Origin of the sequence: Microbacterium sp. SD291 (genome assembly GCF_017355365.1) — a bacterium.
GTDB lineage: Bacteria > Actinomycetota > Actinomycetes > Actinomycetales > Microbacteriaceae > Microbacterium.
In genome coordinates this window covers 79,262-95,670 of the sequence record NZ_JADIJR010000011.1, presented here as the reverse complement: position 1 = coordinate 95,670, position 16,409 = coordinate 79,262, and the positions used below count along the sequence as shown (strand labels likewise).

The window sequence follows — 16,409 nt, the reverse complement described above, 5'->3', positions numbered from 1 at the left end:
GGTGCTGACGCGGATCGCGTCGCGACACCACACTAGCGGGGTCGCACAGACCAGGCAAAGAACCACGCGGGCAGAACTGCCCGCCTGCTCCGCGACGTCATTCCGCGACGACGAGCTCCAGAATGCCGCGCTCCGGCGCGTCACGGAGCTCGAATCCGCGGCGAGCCGTCCAGTTGCGGAGCGACCGAAGGGAGGCGATCCGCGGCCGGTCCTCGGCGAGTGCCCTGACGAGCAGCCCCTTGGACTTCTTGTTGAAGTGATTGAGGGCCCTGCCCTGCGCCGTGACGACACGCACGTATGCCGAGGGGACGGATGCCGGGACGGGTCCGAGCGCGACGTAGGCCTCGCTGCGCAGGTCGAGGACGAACGACGGCTCGGCATCCGCGATCGCCGCGGCCGTGGCATCCGCCCAGTGCCGTCGGAGTGCAGCGACGCCCGGCAGGGATGTCCCGGCCGCCAACCGGTAGACAGGGATCTCGTCGAGCGCCCCGACCGGGCCGAACGGCGCGGAATGGATCCACACGTGCGACGCGAGCCAGCGACGGGACGCTGCGGGAAGAGTCGGCGCATCCAGGGCGTCGAAGAGCACGCCGGTGTAGCGGTCGACCGCCGGCATCGTGGCGGCGGAGTGCAGCGCTCTGTTGTGCGCGACGTCTCCGAGCTGCCTGACGCTGAGCTTCAGCACCTTCCGCGCGGCATCCTCATCGGCGGCGAGGTCGACCAGAGCATCGACGACGGCTCTCCGCTGCGCGTGCAGCGCAGGAAGGGAGAGCCCGGCCAGATCGAGTGGGCGGCCGGTTCCGCCCTCGCGCTTGGTCTCGGACGGCGGCAGCAGGATCTTCATGGGACCTCGGGTGATACGCCGAAGCGCAAGGCCCGAGGACGGACCTTGCGCTTCGGATCGAACGATGATTCAGGCGATGAGAGCCGCGTTGCCGGCGACGATCGTCAGCACGTCGCCCTCCATGGAGAGGAATCCGTCCTGCGCGTTCGCGAGCACCTTGGTGCCGTCGGCCTGGGTGATGCGGACCTGACCCTCGGCGAGGATGGCCAGCACCGGCTCATGGCCGGTCATGAAGCCGATCTCGCCCTCGACGGTCTTGGCGACCACGAGGCTCGCCTCACCCGTCCAGACCTCCGCCTCGGCGGAGACGAGGCTGACATGCAATGCCATGGTCAGGCGTTCTCCTTCTGGATCTTGGCCCACTGCTCTTCGACGTCGGAGATGCCGCCGACGTTGAAGAAGGCCTGCTCTGCGACGTGGTCGAAGTCACCGCGGGTGATCGCATCGAACGACTCGATGGTCTCCTTCAGCGGGACGGTCGAGCCCTCGACGCCGGTGAACTTCTTGGCCATGTAGGTGTTCTGCGAGAGGAACTGCTGGATGCGACGTGCACGCGACACGACGATCTTGTCCTCTTCGGAGAGCTCATCGACACCGAGGATGGCGATGATCTCCTGCAGCTCCTTGTTCTTCTGGAGGATCTGCTTGACCGTGGTGGCGACGCGGTAGTGGTCCTCGCCCAAGTAGCGCGGGTCCATGATGCGCGACGTCGAGGTCAGCGGGTCGATGGCCGGGTACAGACCCTTCGAGGCGATCTCACGCGACAGCTCGGTGGTGGCGTCGAGGTGCGCGAACGTGGTCGCCGGAGCCGGGTCGGTGTAGTCATCGGCCGGCACGTAGATCGCCTGCAGCGAGGTGATCGAGTGACCGCGCGTCGAGGTGATGCGCTCCTGGAGGAGACCCATCTCGTCGGCGAGGTTCGGCTGGTAGCCCACCGCGGACGGCATGCGGCCGAGCAGCGTGGAGACCTCGGAACCGGCCTGCGTGAAGCGGAAGATGTTGTCGATGAAGAGCAGCACGTCTTGCTTCTGCACATCACGGAAATACTCCGCCATCGTCAGAGCCGAGAGGGCGACGCGCAGACGCGTTCCCGGCGGCTCGTCCATCTGGCCGAAGACCAGGGCCGTCTTGTCGAAGACGCCGGCCTCCTCCATCTCGTGGATGAGGTCGTTGCCCTCACGGGTGCGCTCGCCGACACCGGCGAACACCGAAACGCCACCGTGGTCCTGCGCGACGCGCTGGATCATCTCCTGGATGAGGACGGTCTTGCCGACGCCGGCACCGCCGAACAGGCCGATCTTGCCGCCGAGGACGTACGGGGTGAGGAGGTCGATCGACTTGATGCCGGTCTCGAACATCGTGGTCTTCGACTCGAGCTGGTCGAAGTTGGGCGCCTTGCGGTGGATCGGCCAGCGCTCGGTGACCTCGATGGTCTCACCGGGCTCGAGGTTCAGGACCTCGCCGATCACGTTGAAGACCTTGCCCTTGGTGACGTCGCCGACGGGGACCGAGATGGCCTCGCCGGTGTCGCGCACCTCCTGGCCGCGGACGATGCCGTCGGTGGGCTTCAGCGCGATGGCGCGGACCAGGTCGTCACCGAGGTGCTGAGCAACCTCGAGGGTGATCTCGGTCGACTCCTCGCCGATCGTGATCGTGGTCTTCAGCGCGTTGTAGATGTCGGGGATCGAGTCGTGCGGGAACTCGATGTCGACAACCGGACCGTTGACGCGTGCGACGCGCCCGACGACCGCGGTCGCCGGCTTGTCAGCCGTGGCGGTGGGGGTCATTTTCGTCTCTTTCCTGATGGTCTATTTGCTCGAGGAGAGCGCGTCGGCGCCGCCGACGATCTCTGCGATCTGCTGCGTGATCTCCGCCTGGCGCGCGTTGTTGCGCAGACGGGTGTAGTCGGTGATGAGCTTGTCCGCATTGTCGCTGGCCGACTTCATCGCCTTCTGCGTCGCCGCCTGCTTGGCAGCAGACGACTGCAGGAGCGCGTTGAAGACGCGGCTCTGGATGTAGACGGGCAGGATCGCGTCCAGCACGGTCTCGGCATCCGGCTCGAACTCGTACAGCGGGTAGACGGTGGTGCCCGCCTCCGAGTCGTCTGCCTCCGCGATCTCGAGCGGGAGCAGGCGCACGGATTCCGGCTCCTGCGTCATCATGCTGATGAAGCGGTTGAAGACGAGGTGGATCTCGTCGACGCCGCCCGCATCGCCGCCACGGGTGAACGCCTCGAGCAGTGTCGCCGAGATCTCCTCCGCGGTGTGGAACGACGGGGTGTCGGTGTCGCCGGTCCACTCCGCAGCGGCCGCGAGGCGCCGGAACTGGAAGTACCCGACCGCCTTCCGGCCGATGAGGTAGAACACCGGCTCCTTGCCCTGCTCGCGCAGGAGCTCCGCGACCTCGAGACCCTCACGGAGGATCTGCGAGTTGAAGGCTCCGGCGAGACCGCGGTCGGACGAGAAGATCACGACCGCGGAGCGGCGGATGTTCTCGGGCTCGCGGGTGAGCGGGTGGTCGACGTTGGAGTGCGTCGCGACGGCCGAGACGGCCCTCGTCACGGCCCGCGCGAAGGGGCTGGACGCCCTGACGCGCGCCATCGCCTTCTGGATGCGCGAAGCCGCGATGAGTTCCATCGCCTTCGTGATCTTCTTGGTCGTCTGAGCAGAAGAGATCTTCTGCTTGTAGACCCTGAGTTGAGCGCCCATGTTTCAGTACCTCACGCGGTTACGCGCGACGACCCTTGACGATCTTCTCCTGGTTGACGTCCTCAGCCTCGGCTGCGGCGTGCTCCTCGTGACCGGGGGCGCCGATGGCGTGGCCCTTGCCACCCCGGAACTCCAGGACGAAGGCATCCGTCTGCTTGCCCAGCTCCGCGACCGTGTCGTCATCGAGGACGTTGGTCTCACGCAGGGTGTCGAGCACCTTGGTGTTGCGACGCAGGTAGTCCAGGAGCTCGCGCTCGAAGCGCAGGACGTCCTCGACCTCGATCGTGTCGAGCTTGCCGTTGGTGCCTGCCCAGATCGAGACGACCTGCTCCTCGACGGGGTACGGCGAGTACTGCGGCTGCTTGAGCAGCTCGGTCAGTCGCGCACCACGCGACAGCTGACGACGCGAGGCCTGGTCGAGGTCGGATGCGAACATCGCGAACGCCTCGAGCGAGCGGTACTGCGCGAGCTCCAGCTTCAGCGTTCCGGAGACCTTCTTGATCGACTTCACCTGAGCGTCACCGCCGACTCGCGACACCGAGATTCCCACGTCGACCGCAGGACGCTGGTTGGCGTTGAAGAGGTCGGACTGGAGGAAGATCTGGCCGTCGGTGATCGAGATCACGTTGGTCGGGATGTAGGCCGAGACGTCGTTCGCCTTGGTCTCGATGATCGGCAGACCCGTCATCGACCCTGCGCCGAGCTCGTCGGAGAGCTTCGCGCAGCGCTCGAGCAGACGGGAGTGCAGGTAGAAGACGTCACCCGGGTAGGCCTCGCGGCCCGGCGGGCGGCGCAGCAGGAGCGACACGGCACGGTAGGCCTCGGCCTGCTTCGACAGGTCGTCGAAGATGATGAGGACGTGCTTGCCGCCGTACATCCAGTGCTGGCCGATGGCGGAGCCCGTGTAGGGAGCCAGGTACTTGAAGCCGGCCGGGTCGGATGCGGGAGCCGCCACGATCGTGGTGTACTCCAGAGCGCCTGCTTCCTCGAGCGCGCCCTTCACCGAGGCGATGGTCGAGCCCTTCTGGCCGATGGCGACGTAGATGCAGCGCACCTGCTTGTTGACGTCGCCCGACTCCCAGTTGGCCTTCTGGTTGATGATCGTGTCGATCGCGATCGCGGTCTTGCCGGTCTGGCGGTCGCCGATGATGAGCTGGCGCTGGCCGCGGCCGACGGGGATCATCGCGTCGATGGCCTTGATGCCGGTCTGCATCGGCTCGTGGACCGACTTGCGCTGCATGACGCCGGGCGCCTGCAGCTCGAGCTCGCGGGAGCCCTCGGTCGCGATCGAGCCGAGGCCGTCGATCGGGTTGCCGAGCGGGTCGACGACGCGGCCGAGGTAGCCGTCGCCGACGGGCACCGAGAGGACCTCACCGGTGCGGGTGACCTCCATACCGGCCTGGACACCGGTGAAGTCGCCGAGGACGACCACGCCGATCTCGTGCTCGTCGAGGTTCAGGGCCAGGCCCTTGGTGCCGTCGCCGAAGGTCACGAGCTCGTTAGCCATGACGCCGGGCAGTCCCTCGACGTGCGCGATGCCGTCGGCCGCGTCGATGACGGTGCCGACCTCGGTCGCCGCGGCCCCTGTGGGCTCGTATGCTGCGGCGAAGTCCTTCAGCGCGTCACGGATGACGTCGGGGCTGATCGATAGTTCTGCCATTGTCTTCCCTTTGTATTGAGAGAGTCTGCGCGGTTCCCCGCGCGAAATCGTGTTAGCCGGCGAGCTTCTGGCGAAGATCGGCGAGACGGGCGGAGATGCTGCCATCGATCACGTCATCGGCGATCTGCACGCGCAGGCCTCCGACGACTGCGGGGTCGATGACCACATTGAGCGAGACGTTTCCGTCGTAGCGACGCGAGAGCGAGTCGCTGAGACGGGTGCGCTGAGCCTCGGTGAGCGGCGTCGCACTGTGCACGGTCGCGACCACGCGGTCGCGCTGGCTCGAGACGATGCGCATCGCGCGGCTGAGCAGCTGACGCACCCGGCGCCCGCGCGGCAGCCGCACGAGCGACGAGACGATCAGCGTGGCGGGAGCACTGGCGCCGCCGGCGAGCAGCTGCTCGACGAGAGCGCCCTTCGCCTGCTGTCCCCCGAGACGCCCGCCGAGAGCGAGCTCGAGCTCGGGGTTCGCGGCGATCACGCGGGAGAAGCCGAACAGCTCCCCCTCGATGTCCGCCTGCGGCTCGGCGATCGCCGCAGCGCGGATCGCCAGCTCCTCGATGCCGTCCAGCAGCTCCGAGGCCGACGACCAGCGCTCGGCGACGACGGTCTTCAGAACGCTCTGCGCGCCCTGAGAGAACCCGCCGAACACCGCTGCGACGACGTTCTGTCGCGCCACGGCCGGAGCCGCGGGGTCGGCGAGCGCGCCGCTCAGCTGGGACGACTCGCTCACGGCACGCGCGGCGGCGAAGAGCTCCCGCGCGGTGTCGAGGGTGACGCCGGACGCCGCGGCAAGCGCGTGTGCGGATGCCGCGAGTGCCTGAGTGGTCGCGCTGCCCATTACTGAGCCGCCTTCTCGGAAGCCTCGAGCTCGGCGAGGAAGCGGTCGACGACGGCCGCCGCACGAGCATCCTCGGAGAGCGTCTCTCCGACCACGCCGCCGGCGAGGTCGAGAGCGAGCGAGCCGACCTCGCTGCGCAGCGAGACGAGCGCGGTCTGGCGCTCGGCTTCGATCTGCGTGTGCGCGGTCGCCGTGAGACGGGCAGCCTCGGAGGCAGCGGCATCCTTCGCCTCGGCGACGATCTTCTTGCCGTCCTCGCGGGCGGCCTCACGGATCTCACCGGCCTCGGTGCGTGCCTCGGCGAGCTGGCGGGTGTACTCCTCGAGTGCCGCCTCAGCCTGCTTCTGCGCCGCGTCGGCCTTGGCGATGTTGCCCTCGATGGCGGCGGAGCGCGCGTCGAGCAGCGCGTACATCTTGGGCAGTGCGACCTTCCACACCACACCCAGGATGATGACGAAGCAGACGCCCGACCAGATGATGTCGTACCACTCGGGGATCAGCGGGTTGTGAGCCGCCTCTTCCGCTGCGGACGTGACAAGAGCGTTCAGCATCCTGTCTCCTTGTCGAGTTCGGCGATCAGTTGGTGAAGATGAAGTACGTCGCGATGCCGATGAAGGCGAGCGCCTCGGTGAAGGCGATACCGATCCACATCAGGACCTGCAGGCGACCGGCCAGCTCGGGCTGACGGGCGACGCCCTCGATCGTCTTGCCGACGACGATGCCCACGCCGATGGCCGGGCCGATGGCTGCGAGGCCGTAGCCGACCGTCGCGATGTTGCCGGAGACTTCAGCGAGAACCGTAGTTGCGTCCACGGGTTTTTCCTTTCGTTGGGTGGGAAGGCAGGTGTTGCCGACCCGCTCAGTGCTCTTCTGCGACCGCGAGCTGGATGTAGACCGCGGTGAGGATGGTGAAGACGTAGGCCTGCAGGAAGGCCACGAGGACCTCGAACAGGGTGAAGGCGAAGCCGAAGGCGAGGGTTCCGGCGCCGACGGCGATCCAGCCGTTGCCGAGCGTGAACACGAAGAACTGCGTCGCCGAGAAGAACAGCACCAGCATGAGGTGCCCGACGATCATGTTCATCAGGAGTCGGAGCGTCAGCGTCACCGGCCGGATGATGAACGTCGAGATGATCTCGAGCGGGGTCACGATGATGTAGAGGAACGGCGGCACGCCGGAGGGGAAGAGCGAGTTCTTGAAGAAGTTCTTCGGGCTCTTCCTGATGCCCGCGTAGATGAACGTCACGTAGCTCACGGCCGCGAGCAGCAGCGGAACGGCGATGATGCTGGTTCCGGCGATGTTCAGGAACGGGATGATGCCCGTGAGGTTCATGAACAGGATCATGAAGAACAGCGTCGTGAGGATCGGCAGGAACCGGCGGCCGTCCTTCCGGCCGAGCAGGTCTTCGGCGATGTTCACGCGGACGAAGTCGAGACCCATCTCGACGACGCTCTGGAAGCGGCCGGGGACGACTCGCATCTTCCGGGTGCCCAGCACGAGGACGATCACCACGATCGCCGTCGCGAGGAACTGGATCAGGTGGATGCGGTGGATGACCAGGTCGCCGATCTGGAAGACGGCATCCGGGAAGAACTCATCGATCGACGGTCCGTGGAACTCGCCGTCGTCGGAGGCAAGTCGGGGCATCAGGGTCGCAGCAAGATTGAACAGCGCGGGCTCCAGCTTCGGGGCACCGGTCAAAACCGGGGCGACGATGGTCGGTGTGCTTCACAGCGCAAGCGCTCGCGGACGAGCGGCGGGCACGTGTCAACCCTATCAGAATCTGAGGGTTCCCTAAGACGCGGCGCCGCCCTCTGAGGGCCGCTCCGGAGCGCCGGGCGCCCGGTCCTCCGGGACCTCCGTCGGCAGCGACGCGTCGCTCACGGCGGGCAGGCGCATCTTCATCAGCACGATCGCGTCGATCACGAGCGACATCAGGACACCGGCGACGATCGAGAGCAGGAACACGGTCGGATGGATCCACGGCTGCCCGCTCACCGACACCATGATCAGGAAGAAGACGCCGAGCTTGAGCAGCCAGCCGCCGAGCACGATCGCGAAGAACAGCTGGACGTAGAGCGGCTCCCCGTACCAGCGGTTCGCGATCAGGATGCTGATGCCGGTGATCGCCAGGAAGAGCGCGGCGAGCAGCACGCCGAGCAGGCCGCTGACCAGCCCCTCCCCCTGTGCGACCAGGAAGCCGACGCCGCCGGCGACGACCGCCAGGACCACAGTCGCCACCGCCGACCAGATCAGGGTGCGCCGCAGGATCGGCGTGCTGGAAACGGGGTTCGGGCTCATCAGGACTCCACGGATGTCGGGTCGGGCGCGGCTCCCGCCGCCGGTCTGCGGGGGCGGGAGGGGTTCAGGGTGATCAAGAGGCAGGCCACGATGCCGACGACGCCGAAGCCGACGCCCGGCAGATACTGCCCCGGCCAGTCCTCGCGCGCGCCGACGTACATCAGCAGCACGGCGAGGGAGATCACCGCGGTCCACGCGTAGAAGATGAGGACGGCGTCGCGGTCGCGATGCCCCAGGTCCAGCATCCGGTGGTGCAGGTGCTTGCGATCGGGTGAGAACGGGGACTTGCCCGCGCTCATGCGGCGCAGCACCGCGAGGCCGAAGTCCAGCAAGGGCAGGAGCACCACGAGCAGGGGCAGCAGGATCGGGATGAACGCGCCGAGGAGGCCGGAGCGGCCGATGCGCTCGGGGTCGATGACCGACGGGTCCAGCTGACCGGTGAGGGCGATCGCGCTCGTCGCCATCAGCAGTCCCATCACGAGCGCCCCGGAGTCGCCCATGAACAGCTTCGCGGGGCTCCAGTTCAGCGGCAGGAAGCCCAGGCACGCCCCGATCAGCACCGCAGCGAGGAACGTGGAGAGGTTGAAGTAGGTCGACGCCCCGGTGTCGCGCGTGACGATGTAGGAGTACGCGAAGAACACGCCGTTGGAGATCAGGCAGACGCCGGCGACGAGCCCGTCGAGGCCGTCGATGAAGTTCACGGCGTTCATCACGATCACGATCGCGAACATCGTCATCGTGATGCTCAGCCAGCTGGAGAACACCAGCATGTCCCCGAACGGCAGCGACAGGATCTGGAGTCCCCCGCCGACCGTGATGATGCCGGCGGCGAGGAACTGCGCCCCGAGCTTGATCATCCAGTCCAGATCCCACAAGTCGTCCACGACGCCGATGATCGCGATCAGGAGACCCGCGGCGAGGATCGACCACATGGTCTGCGGCGGCATCCACATCGTGGCGAAGAACGGGTTCAGCGCGGAGAAGCCGATCGCGGCGGCTATCCCGAGGAAGATCGCGACGCCACCCAGACGCGGCGTCGGCGTGGTGTGCACGTCGCGCTCGCGGATGCTCGGGTAGAGCTTGAACCGAAGACTCAGCCGCCAGACCGCCCAGGTCAGTGCGAACGTGATCGCGGCGGTGATGATGATCGTGAAGAGGTACTGCTTCACGAATCCCCGTCCGCTTCCTCCTGCTCGTCGGGTTCGAGCAGCTCGCCGAGGACCTCCCGCAGCTGCTCGCGCGAGACCGCGCCGGCGCGGAGGATGCGCACGCGTCCGGGCTCGGCCTCAGGGTCGCGCCGCACGAGCGAGGTCGCGTCCACGATCGTCGACGCGATGCCGTCCCTGCTCAGGCCGTCTGCGAGGTACACGGCGACGCTGTCGCCCAGCATCCGCTCCGCGTCGAGCGCCGAGATCGCGGCGCTGCGCCCGGTGAGGTTGGCGCTGGACACGGCCAGCGGGCCGGTCTCTGCGAGCAGCTCGAGAGCCACCCTGCCCTCCGGCATCCGCACGGCGACCGTCCCCTCGGTCTCGCCGAGATCCCACACCAGGGACTGCTGGGCGGGCAGGACGATGGTCAGCCCGCCGGGCCAGAACGCCTCGACGAGGCGCTCGACCGGCTCGGGGACCGTCTCGGCGAGAGCCGCGAGAGTCTCCTTCGTGCCGATCAGCACGGGCGGCGGCTGGTCCCGGCCGCGTCCCTTCGCATCGAGCAGACGCTGGACCGCCGCCGGCGAGAACGCGTCGGCTGCGACGCCGTAGACCGTGTCGGTGGGCATGACGATGAGCTCGCCGCGGCCGATGGCCTGACGTGCGTGGCGCATTCCGGCGAGGAGCTGCGCCTCGTCGCCGCAATCGAAGATGGAGGACATGACTGTTCGATTCTAGTTGTGATGAGGCTGGGTGAACGGGGAGTGAGTCTTCAGGGCCGGACTGCGGTGGTCGCGCGGTCGCGCAGGGTCAGGTCGTGGTGGGTCGCCGTCGCGCGCCAGCCGTCCGCGTCGAGGAGGCGGCGGATCTCCTCGCCCTGGAGTTCGCCGTGCTCGATCACCAGCGTCCCGCCCCCGCGCAGCAGTCCGAGCGCCCGCGTGCTGAGGACCCGGACGATGTCGAGGCCGTCCTCTCCCCCGTACAGCGCCATGGCCGGGTCGAAGAGCCGCACCTCCGGGTCGCGCGGGATCGCGGCGTCCGGAACGTAGGGCGGGTTGGAGATCACGACGGATGCCGTGCCGTCGAGTTCCGCGAACGCGTGGGCGAGATCGTCGTTGACGAGCGTGAGGTTCGTCACGCCCGCCGTGTTGCGCTGCGCCCAGGGAAAGGCGTCGGCGGAGAGCTCCGCGGCGAAGATGCGGGCGTGCGGCACCTCGGTCGCCATGGCGAGCGCGATCGCGCCGCTGCCGGTGCCGAGGTCGACGCCGATCGGATCGGGTTCAGGCGAGCTCAGCAGCGCGTCGATCGCGAACTGCACGACAGTCTCGGTCTCCGGCCGCGGCACGAACACGCCGGGGCCGACGGCGAGCTCGAGATGACGGAAGGGCGCGGTGCCCGTGATGTGCTGCAGCGGCTCGCGGGCGGCCCGGCGGGCGACGAGGGCATCGAGCCTCGCGGCATCCGCCTCGTCGAGGGCATCGCCGCGGATGAGGGCCGCCTGCACTTCGCCGCGGCGCCGGCCGAGCACGTGGCCGGCCAGGAGCTCGGCGTCTACCAGGGGGTCGGGCACTCCTGCTTCGGCGAGGCGCTGCGCCGAGGCGCGCACGAGGGCGGCGAGGGAGTCGTCTGGCATGTCTCCAGCGTAGAGGCACTGGCCGTCCGCGCCCTCCTGGAAAGATGCGTCACAATCCGTCGCATCGGCGGAACCGGACGCGCACTCACCTAGGCTGGGCGACACACAGTCTCGCCCAGGAAAGGTCCGCCAATGCCCGGCATCCATCCCGATATCACGACCGCTTTCGGCAACACCCCTCTCGTGCGCCTGAACCGCGTGACCGAAGGCAGCGGCGCCGAGGTCTACGCCAAGCTCGAGTACTTCAACCCCGGCTCCAGCGTGAAGGACCGTCTCGGGATCGCGATCATCAACGCGGCCGAGGAGGCGGGCACGCTCGCACCCGGCGGCACGATCGTCGAGGCGACGAGCGGCAACACCGGCATCGCGCTGTCCCTGGTCGGCGCCGCCCGCGGTTACAACGTGATCCTCACGATGCCGGCGTCGATGTCGAAGGAGCGCCGCGTGCTGCTCAAGGCGTTCGGCGCGCAGCTCGTGCTCACCGACCCGACGCTCGGCATGAAGGGCGCGGTCGCCGAGGCCGAGCGCATCGCCGCCGAGACGCCCGGTGCGATCCTGGCGAAGCAGTTCGAGAACGAGGCCAACGCCGAGATCCACCGCCGCACCACGGCGGAGGAGATCTGGCGCGACACCGACGGCGAGGTCGACATCTTCGTCGCCGGCATCGGCACCGGCGGAACCATCACCGGCGTCGGCCAGGTGCTCAAGCAGCGCAAGCCCGACGTCAAGGTGATCGCCGTCGAGCCGACCGCCTCTCCTCTGCTCTCGCAGGGCACGCCCGGCCCCGCGAAGATCCAGGGCATCGGCCCGAACTTCGTCCCGCCGATCCTCGACACCGACATCTTCGACGAGGTCGTCACCGTCGAGTTCGAGGACGCACTGTCGACCGCTCGCGCGCTCGCTGCGAAGGAGGGCCTGCTGGTCGGCATCTCCAGCGGCGCCGCCGCATGGGCTGCACTGCAGGTCGCGGCCCGTCCGGAGAACGCGGGCAAGAAGATCGTCGTGATCATCCCCGACACGGGCGAGCGCTACCTGTCGACCGCACTGTTCGAGGACATCCGCGAAGACTGATGAGCGCCGTCTCACGAATGCGCGAGGATCTCGCAGCTGCCAAGCTGCGGGATCCCGCCGCGCGCTCGAGCCTGGAGATCGCGCTGCTGTACCCCGGGCTGCACGCCATGTGGGGGCACCGCGCGTGGCACTGGCTCTGGACCCACAGGGCGCGTTTCGTCGCCCGCGTCGGCTCGCAGCTCACGCGATGGCTGACCGGGATCGAGATCCACCCCGGCGCCACGATCGGCCACCGCTTCTTCATCGATCACGGCATGGGCGTCGTGATCGGCGAGACCGCCGAGATCGGCGATGACGTGATGCTCTATCACGGAGTGACGCTGGGCGGTCGCACGCGCGACTCCGGCAAACGGCATCCGACCCTCGGCGATGGCGTCGCAGTCGGCGCCGGCGCGAAGATCCTCGGCCCGATCACGATCGGCGCGGGTTCCGTGGTCGGCGCGAACGCGGTCGTGACACGCGACGCCCCCGCCGACAGCGTCCTGGTCGGCATCCCGGCGAAGGCGCGCACGCGCACTCCCGGCGAGGACACCCGCGCGCTGCTCACCGCCCCCGACTACTCGATCTGAAGACCGTCTGTTTGCGTCGGACGCATGTTCCGGCGGCCCCGGAGCATGCGTTCGGCGCAAACAGACGGGTGTTCGGGCTTCAGCGGTTGCGAGCGGCACGGATCCGGCGCACGGACTCGCTCGGCGTCCAGTGCACATGCTCCGATGTGAGCCGCACGACATGCCAGCCCGCCTCCGCGTACGCCTGATACTTGTCGATGTCGCGCTCCAGCTGGCTTCGGACGAGGTGCCCGTCGCTCTCGTACTCGATGGCGACTGTGAGTTCCGGGTACGCGAGCTCGCTGCAGCCGAGAAAGCGCCCGAACTCGTCGTACGCGTCGACGTCCAGCGACGGCTCGGGCAGACCCGCATCCCGGATGATCAGCCGGATCTGCGTCTCCGGCGGCGACGCGGCGCCCGTGCGGGCGAGATCGAGCGCCCGCCTCAGCTTCGGCGCGCCAGGATGCGCTCGGCGAAGGTCTCGAGCTTCGCGCGAGTCGCGACGGCCACCTCCGTCACCGGCTGGAATCCACCGGGGTCTTGAAGTCAGGACGTGGAGCCGACGGCGGCGAGCCGGGCCTCTTCGTCCGCCTGGATCGCGCTCTCGATGATCGGCTCGAGGGCGCCGTCCATGACCTGGTCGAGGTTGTACGCCTTGAAGCCGGTGCGATGGTCGGCGATCCGGTTCTCCGGGAAGTTGTACGTGCGGATGCGCTCGGAACGATCCATCGTGCGGATCTGGGACCTGCGGGCATCCGATGCCACGGCGTCCAGCTCCTCCTGCTGCTTCGCGAGCAGCCGGGCGCGGAGCACGCGCATCGCGGCCTCGCGGTTCTGCAGCTGCGACTTCTCGTTCTGCATGGAGACGACGATGCCGCTGGGCAGGTGCGTGATGCGCACGGCCGAATCGGTCGTGTTCACCGACTGCCCACCAGGGCCCGACGAGCGGAACACGTCGATCTTCAGATCGTTCTGGTCGATCTGGATCTCCTCGGGCTCATCGACCTCGGGGAAGACGAGCACGCCGGTGGTCGAGGTGTGGATGCGGCCCTGCGACTCGGTCGCCGGCACGCGCTGCACCCGGTGCACGCCGCCCTCGTACTTCAGGTGCGCCCAGACGCCCTGAGCCGGGTCGGTCGAGGTGCCCTTGATCGCGACCTGGACGTCCTTGTAGCCGCCGAGGTCGGACTCGTTGCGCTCGAGCAGCTCGGTCTTCCAGCCCTTGGATGCCGCATACTGCACGTACATCCGCAGCAGGTCGGCGGCGAACAGCGCCGACTCGGCACCGCCCTCCCCCGCCTTGATCTCCATGATCACGTCACGGGCATCGTCAGGGTCGCGCGGGATCAGCAGGCGACGGAGCCGCTCCTGCGCGGCCTGCAGACCCTGCTCCAGGGCGGGGATCTCCTCAGCGAACGCGTCGTCCTCACGGGCGAGCTCCCGCGCGGCATCCAGGTCCTCGGATGCCGCAGCCCACGCCTCATGCGCCGCGACGATCCTCGACAGCTCGGCGTAGCGGCGGTTCACGCGCTTCGCGCGAGCGGCGTCGGCGTGCACCGCCGGGTCGGAGAGCTCCTCCTGGACCCGGCGATGCTCGTCGATCAGAGTCTGGACGGACTCGAACACGGCGGCTCCGCTCAGCGGATGTTGTTGTCGTGCCCGTGCGCGCCCGAGGGGAGCGTCGGGATCGACTTCTGCATCTGCACCAGGAACTCGACGTTCGAGTGCGTCTCGCGGAGCTTGCCGAGGACGACCTCGAGCGCCTGCTGCTGGTCGAGCCCTGCGAGGGCGCGGCGCAGCTTCCAGGTGATCTTGACCTCGTCCGCGGAGAGCAGCATCTCCTCGCGGCGGGTGCTCGACGCGTTCACGTCGACGGCGGGGAAGATCCGCTTGTCGGCGAGGGCGCGGGACAGGCGGAGCTCGCTGTTGCCGGTTCCCTTGAACTCCTCGAAGATGACCTCGTCCATCTTGGAGCCGGTCTCCACGAGCGCGGTGGCGAGGATCGTGAGCGATCCGCCGTTCTCGATGTTGCGGGCGGCACCGAAGAAGCGCTTGGGCGGGTACAGCGCGGAGGCGTCGACACCGCCGGTGAGCACGCGACCGGATGCCGGGGCAGCCAGGTTGTACGCACGGCCGAGGCGGGTGATCGAGTCGAGGAGCACGACGACGTCGCGGCCCAGCTCGACCAGGCGCTTGGCACGCTCGATGGCGAGCTCGGCGACCGTGGTGTGGTCCTCGGCTGGGCGGTCGAACGTCGAGGCGATGACCTCGCCCTTGACCGTGCGCTCCATGTCGGTGACCTCTTCGGGGCGCTCGTCCACGAGCACGACCATCAGGTGCACCTCGGGGTTGTTCTGCGCGATCGCGTTGGCGATCTGCTGCAGGACGATCGTCTTGCCCGCCTTGGGCGGTGCGACGATCAGGCCGCGCTGGCCCTTGCCGATCGGGGCGACCAGGTCGATGATGCGCTGCGTGAGCTTCTCCGGCGCCGTCTCCAGGCGCAGGCGCTCCTGCGGGTAGAGGGGGGTCAGCTTGCCGAACTCGACGCGGGTGGCCGCATCGTCGACGGACAGACCGTTGATCGAGTCGACCTTCACCAGGGCGTTGTACTTCTGGCGGCCCTGCTGCTCGTTCTCGCGGGGCTGCTTGATGGAGCCGACGACGGCGTCGCCCTTGCGCAGGTTGTACTTCTTCACCTGACCGAGCGAGACGTAGACGTCGCTGGGTCCGGCGAGGTAGCCGGTGGTGCGCACGAACGCGTAGTTGTCGAGCACGTCGAGGATGCCGGCGATCGGGATCAGGACGTCGTCCTCGCCGATCTCGGTGTCGAACTCGTCGGTCGGGGCGCCGGTGCGGCGCTTGTTGCGCTGGCGTCCGCGGGCGCCAGCTGCCCCCTGGTCATCGTCGGCGGGGGCGTTCTGCTGCTCCGGGCCGTTGCCGGCGCCGTTTCCGGCGCCGTTCCCGCCTGCGGTGCCGTTCTGGCCGCGTCCGCGGTTGCGGCTGCGGTTGCGGCTGCGGTTGCGGCTGCCCTGGTCATCGCCGTCCGCGGAGTCTGCGGCGCCGGCGGCGCCCTGTGCGGCAGCGGCGTTCTCGACGGCGGAGGCGGCCTCGGCGGCAGGTGCGGCCTCGGCCGGCTTCTCGGCGGCGGGCGCCTCGGCGTCGGCTGCGGCCCTGGGTGCGCGACGGCCACGACCGGTGGTCCTGGGAGCCGGGGCTTCAGCGGCGGGAGCTTCCGTCGGATTCTCGGCCGGAGCCTCCGCGGTCTTCGCGGCGGCCTTCTCGGCGGGCGCCTCGGCGGCAGGAGCCTCCGCGGCGGGAGCGTCTGCGGCATCGGCCTTCTTCGCGCGACTGCGACGCGGCGCCTTCGCCTTCGGAGCGGCGTCGGTCGCGTCGGCGGCGGCGGGCGCCTCGGCGGCGGCGGCAGGAGCCTCGGCGGCATCGCCTGCGGCGGCCTTCGCCGTCTTCGCCGCCGCGGTCGCGGTGGTGGCGCGGCGCGGCGCGCGCTTGCGCGCCGGAGCGGTCGCCTCAGTGCTCACGGCGGCAGCGGCCGGAGCCTCGACGACCGAAGCCGTCTGGTCGTTCTGGGTCTCGGAGAAATTCTCCACGAGTACTCCCTCTTCGGTCTCGGGGACATGAGCGTGTACGCGCACAACGGGT

At 68.6% G+C, this 16,409-nt stretch carries 18 protein-coding genes; 3 read left to right on the top strand and 15 right to left on the bottom strand.

Annotation, left to right across the window (positions count from 1 at the left end; genetic code table 11):
• Positions 1–97: 97 nt before the first annotated feature.
• The 13 genes from IPV10_RS08545 to prmC all read right to left on the bottom strand — a co-directional run bounded on the left by IPV10_RS08545 (position 98) and on the right by prmC (position 11,133).
• A complete protein-coding gene (locus IPV10_RS08545) occupies positions 98–844 on the bottom strand; it encodes a YaaA family protein (protein ID WP_207482759.1) in 747 nt (248 codons plus the stop codon).
• A gap of 69 nt (positions 845–913) precedes the next feature.
• Positions 914–1,174, bottom strand: a complete 261-nt coding sequence (locus IPV10_RS08540; protein WP_207482757.1) for a F0F1 ATP synthase subunit epsilon — start codon at positions 1,172–1,174, stop codon at positions 914–916.
• 2 nt (positions 1,175–1,176) lie between these two features.
• Positions 1,177–2,631, bottom strand: a complete 1,455-nt coding sequence (gene atpD, locus IPV10_RS08535) for a F0F1 ATP synthase subunit beta (protein ID WP_207482755.1) — start codon at positions 2,629–2,631, stop codon at positions 1,177–1,179.
• A gap of 21 nt (positions 2,632–2,652) precedes the next feature.
• Positions 2,653–3,552, bottom strand: coding sequence for a F0F1 ATP synthase subunit gamma (locus IPV10_RS08530; protein ID WP_207482753.1), 900 nt, complete (start codon positions 3,550–3,552; stop codon positions 2,653–2,655).
• Between the two features lie 19 nt (positions 3,553–3,571).
• Entirely contained in the window at positions 3,572–5,212 is a 1,641-nt protein-coding gene (atpA, locus tag IPV10_RS08525; protein WP_207482751.1) for a F0F1 ATP synthase subunit alpha, read from the bottom strand.
• Between the two features lie 52 nt (positions 5,213–5,264).
• Positions 5,265–6,053: a F0F1 ATP synthase subunit delta gene (locus tag IPV10_RS08520; protein WP_207482749.1), complete on the bottom strand. Its 789-nt coding sequence runs from the start codon at positions 6,051–6,053 to the stop codon at positions 5,265–5,267.
• Entirely contained in the window at positions 6,053–6,604 is a 552-nt protein-coding gene (locus IPV10_RS08515) for a F0F1 ATP synthase subunit B (RefSeq protein ID WP_207482747.1), read from the bottom strand. Before IPV10_RS08515 ends, IPV10_RS08520 begins: the two co-directional genes overlap by 1 nt.
• Positions 6,605–6,629: 25 nt before the next feature.
• Complete coding sequence (atpE, locus tag IPV10_RS08510) at positions 6,630–6,866, bottom strand: ATP synthase F0 subunit C (protein WP_207482745.1); 237 nt, start codon at positions 6,864–6,866, stop codon at positions 6,630–6,632.
• Between the two features lie 46 nt (positions 6,867–6,912).
• Positions 6,913–7,698, bottom strand: a complete 786-nt coding sequence (gene atpB, locus IPV10_RS08505; RefSeq protein WP_207482744.1) for a F0F1 ATP synthase subunit A — start codon at positions 7,696–7,698, stop codon at positions 6,913–6,915.
• 147 nt (positions 7,699–7,845) lie between these two features.
• On the bottom strand, positions 7,846–8,352 hold the full coding sequence (locus tag IPV10_RS08500) for a hypothetical protein (protein ID WP_207482743.1): 507 nt from the start codon (positions 8,350–8,352) through the stop codon (positions 7,846–7,848).
• On the bottom strand, positions 8,352–9,521 hold the full coding sequence (locus IPV10_RS08495; RefSeq protein ID WP_207482741.1) for a glycosyltransferase family 4 protein: 1,170 nt from the start codon (positions 9,519–9,521) through the stop codon (positions 8,352–8,354). The genes IPV10_RS08500 and IPV10_RS08495 overlap by 1 nt, the downstream gene beginning before the upstream one ends.
• Positions 9,518–10,222 carry an L-threonylcarbamoyladenylate synthase gene (locus tag IPV10_RS08490; RefSeq protein WP_207482739.1) on the bottom strand — a complete coding sequence of 235 codons (705 nt, stop codon included), beginning with the start codon at positions 10,220–10,222 and terminating at the stop codon, positions 9,518–9,520. Before IPV10_RS08490 ends, IPV10_RS08495 begins: the two co-directional genes overlap by 4 nt.
• 50 nt (positions 10,223–10,272) lie before the next feature.
• A complete protein-coding gene (prmC, locus tag IPV10_RS08485; protein ID WP_207482737.1) occupies positions 10,273–11,133 on the bottom strand; it encodes a peptide chain release factor N(5)-glutamine methyltransferase in 861 nt (286 codons plus the stop codon).
• A 132-nt stretch (positions 11,134–11,265) separates the two neighbouring features.
• Between prmC and cysK the strand changes: the two genes are divergently transcribed.
• The 3 genes from cysK to IPV10_RS08470 all read left to right on the top strand — a co-directional run bounded on the left by cysK (position 11,266) and on the right by IPV10_RS08470 (position 13,296).
• On the top strand, positions 11,266–12,204 hold the full coding sequence (gene cysK / locus IPV10_RS08480) for a cysteine synthase A (protein WP_207482735.1): 939 nt from the start codon (positions 11,266–11,268) through the stop codon (positions 12,202–12,204).
• Positions 12,204–12,773, top strand: a complete 570-nt coding sequence (gene epsC / locus IPV10_RS08475) for a serine O-acetyltransferase EpsC (protein ID WP_207482733.1) — start codon at positions 12,204–12,206, stop codon at positions 12,771–12,773. The genes cysK and epsC overlap by 1 nt, the downstream gene beginning before the upstream one ends.
• Before the next feature lie 160 nt (positions 12,774–12,933).
• On the top strand, positions 12,934–13,296 hold the full coding sequence (locus IPV10_RS08470; protein WP_207482732.1) for a hypothetical protein: 363 nt from the start codon (positions 12,934–12,936) through the stop codon (positions 13,294–13,296).
• A gap of 2 nt (positions 13,297–13,298) precedes the next feature.
• Here IPV10_RS08470 and prfA read toward each other — a convergent pair whose 3' ends face one another.
• Together prfA and rho are read right to left on the bottom strand one after the other, a co-directional pair.
• Positions 13,299–14,378, bottom strand: coding sequence for a peptide chain release factor 1 (gene prfA / locus IPV10_RS08465; RefSeq protein ID WP_207482730.1), 1,080 nt, complete (start codon positions 14,376–14,378; stop codon positions 13,299–13,301).
• 11 nt (positions 14,379–14,389) lie between these two features.
• Entirely contained in the window at positions 14,390–16,357 is a 1,968-nt protein-coding gene (rho, locus tag IPV10_RS08460) for a transcription termination factor Rho (RefSeq protein WP_207482728.1), read from the bottom strand.
• Positions 16,358–16,409 lie beyond the last annotated feature (52 nt).

What these genes read in the sequence shown, in the direction of transcription:
- IPV10_RS08530 (WP_207482753.1), bottom strand. Translation starts at nt 3,552, where the DNA reads ATGGGCGCTCAACTCAGGGTCTACAAGCAGAAGATCTCTTCTGCTCAG.
- IPV10_RS08470 (WP_207482732.1), top strand. Translation starts at nt 12,934, where the DNA reads ATGCCAGCCCGCCTCCGCGTACGCCTGATACTTGTCGATGTCGCGCTC.
- IPV10_RS08540 (WP_207482757.1), bottom strand. Translation starts at nt 1,174, where the DNA reads ATGGCATTGCATGTCAGCCTCGTCTCCGCCGAGGCGGAGGTCTGGACG.
- cysK (WP_207482735.1), top strand. Translation starts at nt 11,266, where the DNA reads ATGCCCGGCATCCATCCCGATATCACGACCGCTTTCGGCAACACCCCT.
- IPV10_RS08490 (WP_207482739.1), bottom strand. Translation starts at nt 10,222, where the DNA reads ATGTCCTCCATCTTCGATTGCGGCGACGAGGCGCAGCTCCTCGCCGGA.
- IPV10_RS08500 (WP_207482743.1), bottom strand. Translation starts at nt 8,352, where the DNA reads ATGAGCCCGAACCCCGTTTCCAGCACGCCGATCCTGCGGCGCACCCTG.
- atpD (WP_207482755.1), bottom strand. Translation starts at nt 2,631, where the DNA reads ATGACCCCCACCGCCACGGCTGACAAGCCGGCGACCGCGGTCGTCGGG.
- epsC (WP_207482733.1), top strand. Translation starts at nt 12,204, where the DNA reads ATGAGCGCCGTCTCACGAATGCGCGAGGATCTCGCAGCTGCCAAGCTG.
- IPV10_RS08520 (WP_207482749.1), bottom strand. Translation starts at nt 6,053, where the DNA reads ATGGGCAGCGCGACCACTCAGGCACTCGCGGCATCCGCACACGCGCTT.
- prmC (WP_207482737.1), bottom strand. Translation starts at nt 11,133, where the DNA reads ATGCCAGACGACTCCCTCGCCGCCCTCGTGCGCGCCTCGGCGCAGCGC.
- atpB (WP_207482744.1), bottom strand. Translation starts at nt 7,698, where the DNA reads ATGCCCCGACTTGCCTCCGACGACGGCGAGTTCCACGGACCGTCGATC.
- atpA (WP_207482751.1), bottom strand. Translation starts at nt 5,212, where the DNA reads ATGGCAGAACTATCGATCAGCCCCGACGTCATCCGTGACGCGCTGAAG.
- IPV10_RS08515 (WP_207482747.1), bottom strand. Translation starts at nt 6,604, where the DNA reads ATGCTGAACGCTCTTGTCACGTCCGCAGCGGAAGAGGCGGCTCACAAC.
- IPV10_RS08545 (WP_207482759.1), bottom strand. Translation starts at nt 844, where the DNA reads ATGAAGATCCTGCTGCCGCCGTCCGAGACCAAGCGCGAGGGCGGAACC.